Here is an 11,802-nt window from a genome sequence, read left to right on the forward strand (position 1 = left end):
TCTATTTATTGTTTTCTGAAAGGTAACAAGTACACTACTCAATAATATACTTATGTCATATAAATTATATACCATAATATGGAAAAATAAAAGAATTTGTTTTATCTTATATTATAAAAACAAAAAAATATATTATTATAGTATTCAATTGCTCTAAGAAGTGCTATCTGCTATTTCAAAATTATAAAAAAAAGACATTTACTAAGTATATTTAGTAAATGTCTTGTATATAATTAATTAGTTAAGGAACATTTTTATATCATCTTCAACATTTGTTATTCCACCAATACCAAAGTTTTCAACTAAAACGTTAGCTACGTTTGGAGAAAGGAATGCTGGTAATGTTGGTCCTAAGTGAATATTTTTAACACCTAAGTGAAGTAAAGATAATAATACTATTACAGCTTTTTGTTCATACCAAGCAATATTGAATGCTATTGGTAGATCATTTATATCTTCAAGTTCGAATACTTCTTTTAGCTTTAGAGCTATAAGTGCTAGTGAGTAAGAGTCATTACATTGTCCTGCATCTAACACTCTTGGAATTCCACCTATATCACCAAGGTCTAACTTATTGTATTTATATTTAGCACAACCAGCTGTTAATATAACTGTATCTTCAGGAATTGCCTTTGCAAATTCAGTGTAGTATTCTCTCTTCTTAGATCTACCATCACAACCTGCCATTACAAAGAACTTCTTAATAGCTCCAGTTTTAACTGCTTCTACAACTTTATCTGCTAAAGCAAGAACTTGATTATGAGCAAATCCACCTATGATTTCTCCGTTTTCAATTTCTACTGGTGAATCACACTTCTTAGCTAAAGCTATTATTTCTGAGAAATCTTTCTTGCCATTTTCATCTTCAACAATATGTGTACAACCTTCATAACCTGCTGCACCTGTAGTAAATAATCTGTGTTTATAAGTATCCTTTGGAGGAACTATACAGTTTGTAGTCATTAAAATTGGTCCATTAAAGCTTTCAAATTCTGAAGTTTGCTTCCACCATGCATTTCCGTAGTTACCTACAAAATGAGAATATTTCTTAAATGCTGGATAGTAGTGTGCTGGCAACATTTCTGAATGAGTATATACGTCTATACCAGTTCCTTCAGTTTGAATTAATAATTGTTCTAAGTCTTTTAAGTCGTGACCTGAAACTAAGATTCCTGGCTTACTTCCAACTCCGATATTAACTTTTGTAGCTTCTGGATGTCCATAGCTTTCTGTATTTGCCTTATCAAGTAAAGCCATTCCGTCTACTCCAACCTTACCAGTTTCTAAAGCTAAAGCTATATATTCATTTAATGTTACACTGTCATCAGCTGTTTTAGCTAAAGCCATTTCCATGAACTTGCTTATTTCTTCATCATCATATCCTAAGGCATTAGCATGCTTAAGGTAAGCTGACATACCTTTTAATCCGTATGTGATAAGTTCTCTTAAACTTCTTATATCTTCATTTTTAGTTTCTAATATTCCAACTGAACCAGACTTAGCATCAAATTCAGCATCAGTTTCTGCTGTCCATAAAGCAGCTGAACTTAGTTCATCCTTGTTAGTTAAAAGATCTAATAATTCTTTCTTTAATTTTAAAGTTTCTCTTATTTTAGTATAAAAAACTGCATTATCAAAGTTTGCATTAGTAATAGTTGAGAAAAGATTTAAAGTTACAGTTCTGTTTGCATAAAAAGGAACTTCCTTTCCTTCTTCTCTAACTCTTGTAGCTACTTCAGATAAACCTCTTGTAACATATACTAATAAATCTTGTAGCTTAGCAAGTTCAGGTGTTTTTCCACATACACCTTTAACAGTACATCCTGAACAACCAGCTGTTTCTTGACATTGATAACAAAACATCTTATTTTCCATAATATCTCTCCCTTGGTCATTTATTATTTTCCATGAGTTTATTGTATTAGAATATAAAAAAATAGTCTGTAACTGTTGTTACAAACTATTTTTTTATTCAAATAATTCTTCTTCTAAATCATCTATATTTAAAATTGTTATGGTATTTCTATCGAAGGTTATAAGTTCTTCATCTCTAAGTTTTATAAGTTCCCTTGAAAGAGACGGTCTTGGCATACCTAAATAAGCTGCAATAGATTCTTTACTATCTTTAAGCTTTATTACTAGTGATTTTTGAGTTCTACTTTTTTGAATTAGATAGTTTATAACCCTTTGTTTAAGACTTTTAAAAGAAATACTCTTTATCTTACCATTTAGCATAAACACCTTATCACTTAAAAGTGTCATAAAATTTTCTAAAATAAGCTTTTCCTCTAGGCAAAGTTTTAAAACCTCTTCTTTATTAATAAAGATTATATTTGTCTTTTCTACAGCCTCTATAGTAGCTGGATAATTACCGTGAGAAGAAAAAACTAAAGCTTCTCCAAATACATCTCCCACTCCAAGTTTTTGTATAGTTATACTTTTACCACTTGAATATAATCTGATTATTTCAATACAACCACTTATTATAAGTCCCAGAGAATTACACTTTTCATCTTCATGAGCAATAACTTCGCCTCTATGATATTCCCTCTCATGATAAGTTATTTTAGAAATTATTTCTTCAATTTTTTCTTCCTTCATATTTTTAAAAAGTTCATTTCCTTTTAAAGCCTTTACTATCTTCATCTTTTCTCCTTTGATTGCATGATATTAAGTTAAGTTTCTCTTAATCTTATATTAATTGTTATCTTTAACTAATACAACCTTATTTTTTGTGAAAAAGATACTTAGCAAGAATAGTAAGATAGATAATAACAATACTCCCCCTACCATTGGCAAAATACTTACTATATCCTTTCCTTTTTGTAAATTCTCTATAGCTAAGAAAATCCATCTTGGAGGTAAAGCATTTCCTATTTTTTGCAAGGTACTACTCATAAGATCATATGGCCAAAATGAACCGCTAAGCATAAACATAGGTATTGTTAGGGCGCTAATAACCATTGTGAAAACAGGTTTATTTTTTATTATAGATGAAAGCATAATACTAAATGATACTGCTAATAAGGATATCAAGAAAATAATTGGCAATAATAATATTTTATTTTCAAATCCAAAATCCAAGTCAAGGAAATTAGATATAATATAATATTCTAGAGCTGGTACCATTGTAAATAGCAAAAATAATATTCCTAATCCTGCAAAATATTGTTTTTCTTTTATATTTCCCATAAGAACTCTTTCTTTTGTACCTTGCCTTTCATCCTCTAATAGGAATCCACAGCCAATGCTCGCGGAAATAAAAATTATATAAAATATTAATCCTAGAGAATCTTCACTTATTTTAATTTTAGCATCTTTGTTATTTGTAATTTCATAATCTGGCTTATATTCATTATAGCTTTTAATAACATTATCCATGCCATTTTCTTTTACATTAACGTTATTACATATACTAGCTAAGGATGATGTTTCACTTTTGAGCATATTCTTAACAACTTGAGTTGTATCGCTTTCAGATAGAGCTTGATATTTAATTTGCGACAATTCTCCATTTAATAATTTATCAGTAAAATTTTCATCTATGGTTATAAGCATTTCATATTTATGATAAATTAAACTTTGAGTATAATCTCCTTCATTTAAATCTGTAGTTTTAATTAAATCCATACTTGATAACTTGTCTTCAACAACTTTTCCAAACTCACCTTTATCTTTATTAATTACTCCTATATTTAATTTTGTAATACTACTATTTAAACCGGTAATTGCAAATATTAATATTATTGGAAATATAAAAGTTGTTAAGATAAAACTTTTTCTCTTTAAAAGAATTTTAGCAGCATTTTTCATTATTCTAATCATTTGCAAGACCTCCTTTAGTATTTATAAAAGCAAAATAAATAATTAAGCATATAGCAGATAATATAAGCGGAAGCCAGAGGGCAATTATATATGCTTCTGATTGCATACCACATAGCAAACTACTAATTGATGTATTTATCCAATATATAGGGCTTAAATAAACCAACTTTTGCATAATAGGCGAAGCTATAATAATAGTTAATGGTACGTAACAACCTCCAAGAAAACACATAAATATTATAATTCCTTGTAATATTCCTGTTGTTGTAGAATCATTTTTTGAAATAAGACCAACTAAAGCTCCAACTACTGAAACAAAAAATCCAAATACTAAATAAAGAGAAAAGAATTTAAATAAGTTTCCACTCCAATTTACACCTAGAACATAAGTTGAATATACATATATTAATGCGGTTTGTAATATAGAAATTATAACTCCCATAGCAACCTTAGAACCTATTAATAGATTATCATAAGCTTTTGATAACCTAATTCTATTTATTGTAGTAAGTCTATTTTCACTATAAACAGATTCTCCAACAGTTGTTGCTACATATAGTATTATTAAAGCTAACTCCGCAAAAGTGTAATATTCTGTGGAACTTATTTCTCTAGCACCATTTGGATTTTCCTTAACAACATATTCATCATATTTATTTTTTACTAGATTTTGAAAAGCTTTTGGATTAAATTTTTCTATTGTGCCATATGCAGCATATTCACTTAAGGATGATTCAAAAACATTTCTTAGTACTTTTTCTCTTGTCTTTTCCCCTTTACTTGACGAATATAAATTAAATCCATCAGTCCCAACTTCTACATGAAAAAGTGCATTGTGATTATCAATATTTTCTTTAATATTATCTAGATAAGAAACCTCTTCAAATTTAACATTAATACTATCTTCTACTCCTTTTTTAAATTGCAAAAAACCTTCTTTATATGGAGTATTATCTTCTATTGTATAATATACTTTTGAAGTTTCATCGCCTTCTTTAAATATTGTGTTATTTGCCATCATATCTTTTAAGCCAACGCTTAATGTAGTTATCAATATTATAGGAAATAAAAAAAGCATTAATAAGTTTCCTCTTGATCTTAAAAATTGTATAGCTTCTTTTTTTAGCATAGATAAAAACATAATTCTTCACCTACTCTCTTAGATTTTTTCCAGTTAAAGCTAAAAATACTGCTTCAAGGCTTGGTTCTTCACTTGCTATATTTTTTATATCTCCACCGCTTTCAGCTACTGTTGTTACAATGTTAGAAATTAGATTATTACTCTTTAATGTAGAAATCTTGTATTCATTTTCTAAGAAAGTAACCTTTTCTACCCCTGTTATTTCTTTTAGTTTTTCTTCTAGTCCATTGACCTTTTTTGTAACACTTAGATTAAAAATATTCATCTCTCCTACTAAATTTTTAAGTTCATCACTTGTTCCTTCAGCAATAACATGACCTTTATCTATAATTGCAATCTTATCACAAATATCATCAACTTCTTGCATATAGTGTGATGTGTAAATCACTGTTGCACCTTCTTCTCGAAGCTTAAGAACTGATTGTAATATATGATTTCTTGATTGTGGATCTATCCCTACTGTAGGTTCATCCATAATTATAAGTTTGGGAGAGTGTGCTATAGCACAACCTATATTAAGTCTTCTTTTCATACCACCAGAAAACTCTGAGGCTTTTTTATCTTTTACATCTAGAAGGCCCACAAATTCTAGTGTTTTTTTAGTTCTTTCTTTTAATTCTTTCCCCCTAAAACCATATAGAGAACAGAAAAAACTTATATTTTCCTCTGCTGTTAAATCCCAATAAAGAGCAAAATCTTGAGGTACAATACCTATATTTTCTTTCCATTTTCTTATTTTGTTTGTACTTTCTTCATATATAACTTCACCAGAAGTCTTTCTAATAAGTCCACAAATCATTTTTATAAGTGTACTCTTACCAGCTCCATTAGGTCCTAATATTCCATATATTTGTCCTTTATTTATAGTTAAGTTTATTCCGTCAACAGCTACTTGATTGTCATAGTCTTTATAAATCTTTTTTATTTCTAACATTTTCATTTTTTTATTCCTCCTGATATTTTCTATGATATTAGTATATAAAAAAAGATGATATTCCAATAGTTAGAAATATCACCTTTTATATATTACATTTGTCATATTATAAATTCCCTTTTAAATAGTTAACTGCAATAGCTGTTCTATGCTCAAGACCTGTTTTATCTAAAATACCAGTAATATAGTTTCTTATGGTTCCTTCTGATATATATAATTTTTTACTTATTTCTTTATTACTTAAGCCCTCACTTATTGCTTTAATTATATCTATTTCCCTATCTGTAAAATCATATTTTGATATCTTAGGCTCTGAAGTTTTACCTTGTATCTTTCCTAGTATATTTTCATTCATTACTATTGTATTGTTATAAACAGAAACTATAGAATTTGCTATTTGTTCTGGAGAGTTGTTTTTTAATATATACCCTTTAGCTCCATAACTAATAGCTTCATTGATATAATCTTCTTCATCAAAGGTTGTAAGAACCAAGCATTTAGTATTTGTTCTTTTAGTTATTTCTTTTACAGCCTCTACACCATTAACTTCAGGCATTCTAATATCAACTAAGGCCACATCAACTTCTTTAGATTTACATATATCAATACATTCCTGTCCGTTAGATGCTTCCCCTACTATTTCTATATCACCCTTTAATGGTATAAGTATTTTTAAACTTTCCCTAATTAGACTATCATCATCACATATTACAACTTTTATACTCATATTATTCCCCCAAGGTTATGATCATATTTATAATAAAACCATTATTATTATCAAATTGAATTCTTCCACCAATACTTTGAATTCTTTGCTCCATTCCTCTTATCCCTAGACTCTTATTAATTGATGGACATCCTTTACCATCATCTTTAAACTCAATCCTAGCAAATTTATTAAACACTAAAATAGATACTTGTACATTGGAGGCAGCGGAATATTTTGCTGTATTAGTTAAAGCTTCTTTAATGTTTTCTTCTATAATAATCCAAGCATTATACCTGATTCTCTCTACATCACCAGTGATATTCAAGGTTGTTTTTATGCCAGTACTATACTGAAACTTTAATAGTTTTTCTTTAATATCCTCTATTCCCATCACTTTTTCCTTAGGCTTAATGTTTTTTAGAACCTTACGTATTTCGTCCATGCCTTCTCTTAGGTTTTCCATGGAACTTATTAAATATTTTCTGCTAAGTTCGTTATCTTTTCCAAGAGTTTCTTTTGTGACTTCAAGCTGCATAAGAGAACTAGTTATTCTATGTCCTAAGTGATCATGAACCTTTTGTGCCATATAGTTTCTTTCTTTAAGGCTTGCCACTATGTTGTTTTGTTCTATATATCTTTCAAGATTTAGTAATCTTTGTTCCATTAAGTGACTTTCATATCTTTGTCCTCTACTAAATTCCTTTAATTCTAGCTCAGATTCTGATTGGTTCTTTATTTCAAAAAGATATAGATTTATTAGTATAATAAAAAACATATAGTAAAAAAAATCTTCTTTTACAAATATACTATTAACACTTATATCAAATAAGCAAACTATAGGTAAACTAAATTTAGGGCTTGCTAATTGAAATACTACTAAAGGAATAAAGAGTTCTACCCCTGTTATTTTAAAGAAGAGGGACACAATTATAACAATGGTTAATCCTCCTAATATAAGCTTTTTGTTTATTTTAATTATTTCATTTAGAATTTGAAGAATACAAATAGAAATAATAATACCTATATTAATAATAGAACTTACATCCATATTTGTTTTTATAACATTTAAAATTATGGCAAAAATGCCTACTATTAAAAAAAGTATCGATATTTTATTCCTCATCTAAATCCCTCTTTATTTCTTTTTAATAACACCTATTGCCTTACCTAAAACATAAAATTCTTGATCTTTTGTAACTTTAATAGGATCGTATTTATTATTTTCAGGCATTAGTAAAACTTCATCCTTTTCAAGTTTAATCCTTTTTAAGGTAGCACTTCCGTCTATGTTTACCGCAACTATGTCTCCATTAACTGGAGATGGATTTTGTTCTATAACAACTAAATCTTCATCATAGATATTTGCATTTATCATGGAATCACCTTTAATCTTTAAGATGAATTTTTGATTTTGCCCCTTTACCCAAAACTTAGGTAGTGTAAATATATCTTCTTGAGTAGGATTAATAAGTATAGGTTCACCGGCAGCTATGTTATTAAATACTGGAACATCTTGCAAATCACTTTTATCATATTTTTCTTTTGCTTCACCAACAAAGCTAACTTCATGACCGTTATCTTCAAGGGTAAATTCGAAGTCTCTTCTATGTTTTAAATCTACAAATAAATATTTATCTTCTATTTTTTCTTCTTTTAGTAGTGATAAGCTTTCAAAACTATTAGCTTGTACATCTGTTTTGAAGTTAAATATCTTCTTTTTATCTCCAAAAATCTTTTTAGCATATACCCTACCTTTTTTCACAAAAGAAGAATAGACATTTTCCCCCTTATCTATATCAACAGCTAAGGTTATGGTTCCATATGTCTTCTTATTATAAAGTGCAAGTAATAAGTCAAGTTCTAATTTAGAAAGCCCTTCTGCATTATCTACAAATATATGGACATATCCCTTATCAGCACTTTCATTTATATTATTTAATGCATTGATAAGCCTGTCCTCATCATCTTCAAGATCTTTATCCCACAATGCATCATTATATAAAGCAAAAAACTTAAACATATCTTCTCTTGCTAAGGAATTTTTTCTAAGTCTTAAGGGGCCTCCCATAAGGGTCATAAAGTCTTCAGAAGAAGAAACTCTATGGTTTTTAATAAATTTTATTTCGCTTAATATAAGATGTAAGTTTTGAAGTTTTAGTTTCTTACATTTCTTAAAAATATCTAATTTTAAAATTGAATTTATTATCTCTTCTTTATCTTTTAATTTAGCAAGTTTTTTATTAGTTGAATATTTCTCTACTACTTCTTTTATGGAAAGAAATTCAGGAGCCTTATCAGTAGATAAAAGAGACATATAAGTATACTCATTTTCTTTCTTAAAGAATACAAATCTATTTAAAAATTTATCTTTTAACTTTTCTTCCTTTTGAATAACGAGAATTTTATCATCATTTTCATAAGCAAAGTTGTTTGATAGGTTTAATATTCTATGAAGTATAGCTTCACTTTTTCCTGTATTTGATTTCCCTTTTAGTATATTTATTTCAACTGGTTTACTTTCTATAAATTTTTTTTGTATCTTTAGCAATTTCATAATTTTATACTTCCTTTATTAAATTCATGCTTATATTAATAATACCCGAAAAACATTATGTTATCAAACATTTCACAGTTTTATAGATTAAATTTTAATAAGTTGTAGCATAATATACCATATTATTTTATAATCTTATTTGAATAACTTTTAAGGTAGCTTAAGTAAGGTTATAAAATATAATTTAACGAGGAGGTAATTTCATGAAAGTATTAAGGTATATGCTTATTTTTATACCTATAAGCTTTATTTGTAAATTCTTAAATGTATCCCCGTCTATAATGTTTGTTTTAGCAGCATTATCTATAGTTCCCCTAGCAGGACTTATGGGGGAAGGAACAGAGGAGATCTCTTTTTATTCTGGTCCTAAAATAGGTGGTTTTTTAAATGCTACATTTGGAAATGCAACAGAACTTATAATATCATTCTTTGCTTTAAAAGAAGGTCTTTTTGAAGTTGTTAAATCATCTATAGCTGGTTCCGTTATTGGAAATGTACTATTAGTTCTTGGAGCTAGTATGCTGTTTGGTGGGTTAAAGCATAAGAGTCAAAGTTTTAATAAAAAGGTAGTTGAAGTATCTTCTAGTATGCTTCTTTTTGCAGTAGTAGGTTTATGTATACCTGCATTATTTACACATACTGTAGATCCAGAGCTTTTAAATACTAGATATGAAGGATTAAGCATATTTGTTGCTGTAGTTATGATACTAATATATATCTTAAGTTTAGTATTTTCTTTCTTTACTCATAAACATATTTATGCTAGTGCTAATGAAGAAGAGAATCACGGAACTGCAAAGTGGTCATTAAGTAAAGCTATAGGAGTACTAATAATTTCTACTGTATTTATAGCAATTGAAAGTGAATTTTTAGTAGGTGGTATTGAATCATTAACTGAAAGCTTAGGTCTTAGCGAATTCTTTGTTGGTATAATATTAATTCCTATAATAGGTAATGCAGCAGAACATAGTACTGCTATTATTATGGCTATGAAAAATAAGATGGATGTTGCCATAGAAATAGCTATTGGCTCTAGCTTACAAATTATTTTATTTGTAGCACCTGTATTAATATTTTTAAGTTTATTATTTACCCCTATGAGTATAGTATTTAACGAATTCGAACTTATAGCTTTAATAGTTGCTGTTTTAATAGCTAATAGAGTTTCTAGTGATGGTGAATCTAATTGGCTTGAAGGTGTACAACTTCTTGCTGTTTATTTGATTATTGCTGCATCATTTTTTATTCTTTAATACTGGACAAGCAAATATTTGAGAATTAAAAAGAACTGTCTAAAATAAATCTAATAATTTTATTTTAGGCAGTTCTAATATTTTTGTTTCCAATTGGTTCTATGATTTGTTTAGCTCTAACTCCTTTTCAGGACCCTTTAGCAAACTAATTCTAAATTTTAATATAGTTATAAGTAATATTAGTGAAGCAAAAATAATACATACCCATGCTTCAAAATTATCAAATAATATTCCAAATATCAGCTGCCCGATAGGAACAGCCGAAACACAACCGGTACTTATTACTGCACTTACTCTTCCCATCATTGTTAATGGTATTTCTTTTTGAATTATAATAGTTACACTTATGTTTGCAATAGAAGTTATCATACCTATTATAAATCCTACTACAATTATACTTATGTATGGCACAAAGTTGCTACTAAACAAACTAGTGTATACATCTGATGAGATTAATGCAATTAACACAGTTAACAATGATGAGCTAAAGATACTTAAAAACATAATTTTACCTGGATTAATATTTCGATTTAATTTACTAACTATAAATGGTGAAATAATCATAGATGCCATTAAAATTGATTCCATTATTCCATATTGAGAGTCAGTTATTTTTAGCACCTGTTTTCCTATATAGGTTAAACCTAAAGAAAATATTGGACTTAATGCAAAATTTAAAACTAACGCCAAAATTATTATATTAAAAACAAATGATTTTTGTTTTACAAATTTAATACCCTCAAAAAATTCTGTAATAAAAACTCTTGTATTTAATTTTTCAGATTTTATGTCTAACTTAGGAATATTTATAAACATTTCACCTATTGCAGAAAAAATAAAACTTATAGAGTTAATAAGTAATATCCCCTCTAAACCCAAAGTGGTGAATAAAATTCCGCCAATAAGAGGAGCTATTAGATTTCCTATATTTGTTGTCAAAGAATCTAATCCATTTGCATCTACTAAATCATCTTTTTTCACAATAGATGGCAGAATTGTGCTTATTGCAGGTAAGAATATGGATGAAATTACAGATAAAATGACTGCTAAAAAGTAAATACCTATTAATGATATTTCACCATTAAGTCTAAACATTACCCAATATATTCCTACTATAATACCAGATAACAAATCAGTATAAACTATTATTTTTTTCCTGTTAAACCAATCTGCAATTACTCCTGCTAAAGGTCCAATGACTATTCGTGGTATTATTGAAATTGCTGTTACTATAGCAAAATTTGTAGCTGATCCGGTTAATGCTAAAACATATAGAGACAAGGCAAATGTTTGTAGTTGACTTCCTATAAGGGATATAAATTTTGCTGTTATTAGCAACACGAGATTTCTATCTTTAAGAAGTTTTAAATTCATTTCATTTCCTCC

General features: G+C 28.2%; 10 protein-coding genes. 1 reads left to right on the forward strand and 9 read right to left on the reverse strand.

The features are described from left to right. Positions 1-237 precede the first annotated feature (237 nt). The 8 genes from hcp to lexA all read right to left on the reverse strand — a co-directional run bounded on the left by hcp (position 238) and on the right by lexA (position 9,163). Positions 238-1,875, reverse strand: a complete 1,638-nt coding sequence (gene hcp / locus H9661_RS09310; RefSeq protein ID WP_191768427.1) for a hydroxylamine reductase — start codon at positions 1,873-1,875, stop codon at positions 238-240. Positions 1,876-1,968: 93 nt separating this feature from the next. Beyond that, complete coding sequence (locus tag H9661_RS09315; protein ID WP_143315178.1) at positions 1,969-2,646, reverse strand: Crp/Fnr family transcriptional regulator; 678 nt, start codon at positions 2,644-2,646, stop codon at positions 1,969-1,971. 51 nt (positions 2,647-2,697) lie between these two features. After that, positions 2,698-3,825, reverse strand: coding sequence for an ABC transporter permease (locus tag H9661_RS09320; RefSeq protein ID WP_191768429.1), 1,128 nt, complete (start codon positions 3,823-3,825; stop codon positions 2,698-2,700). Then, complete coding sequence (locus H9661_RS09325; RefSeq protein WP_191768431.1) at positions 3,818-4,966, reverse strand: ABC transporter permease; 1,149 nt, start codon at positions 4,964-4,966, stop codon at positions 3,818-3,820. Before H9661_RS09325 ends, H9661_RS09320 begins: the two co-directional genes overlap by 8 nt. A gap of 10 nt (positions 4,967-4,976) precedes the next feature. Next, positions 4,977-5,906 carry an ABC transporter ATP-binding protein gene (locus H9661_RS09330; RefSeq protein WP_143315175.1) on the reverse strand — a complete coding sequence of 310 codons (930 nt, stop codon included), beginning with the start codon at positions 5,904-5,906 and terminating at the stop codon, positions 4,977-4,979. 100 nt (positions 5,907-6,006) lie between these two features. Further along, positions 6,007-6,627: a response regulator transcription factor gene (locus H9661_RS09335; protein ID WP_143315174.1), complete on the reverse strand. Its 621-nt coding sequence runs from the start codon at positions 6,625-6,627 to the stop codon at positions 6,007-6,009. A 1-nt stretch (position 6,628) separates the two neighbouring features. Continuing rightward, positions 6,629-7,732: a sensor histidine kinase gene (locus tag H9661_RS09340; protein ID WP_143315173.1), complete on the reverse strand. Its 1,104-nt coding sequence runs from the start codon at positions 7,730-7,732 to the stop codon at positions 6,629-6,631. Positions 7,733-7,744: 12 nt separating this feature from the next. Continuing rightward, complete coding sequence (gene lexA, locus H9661_RS09345; RefSeq protein ID WP_143315172.1) at positions 7,745-9,163, reverse strand: transcriptional repressor LexA; 1,419 nt, start codon at positions 9,161-9,163, stop codon at positions 7,745-7,747. A 203-nt stretch (positions 9,164-9,366) separates the two neighbouring features. Between lexA and cax the strand changes: the two genes are divergently transcribed. Beyond that, positions 9,367-10,416, forward strand: coding sequence for a calcium/proton exchanger (gene cax, locus H9661_RS09350; protein ID WP_143315171.1), 1,050 nt, complete (start codon positions 9,367-9,369; stop codon positions 10,414-10,416). 99 nt (positions 10,417-10,515) lie between these two features. Here the strand turns inward: cax and H9661_RS09355 are convergent, their stop codons facing one another. Beyond that, the gene (locus H9661_RS09355) at positions 10,516-11,790 is read right to left on the reverse strand and encodes an MFS transporter (RefSeq protein ID WP_143315170.1); all 1,275 of its coding nucleotides are present in this window, start codon (positions 11,788-11,790) and stop codon (positions 10,516-10,518) included. Positions 11,791-11,802 lie beyond the last annotated feature (12 nt).

It is taken from the genome of Clostridium cibarium (genome assembly GCF_014836335.1).
Lineage (GTDB): Bacteria > Bacillota > Clostridia > Clostridiales > Clostridiaceae > Clostridium > Clostridium cibarium.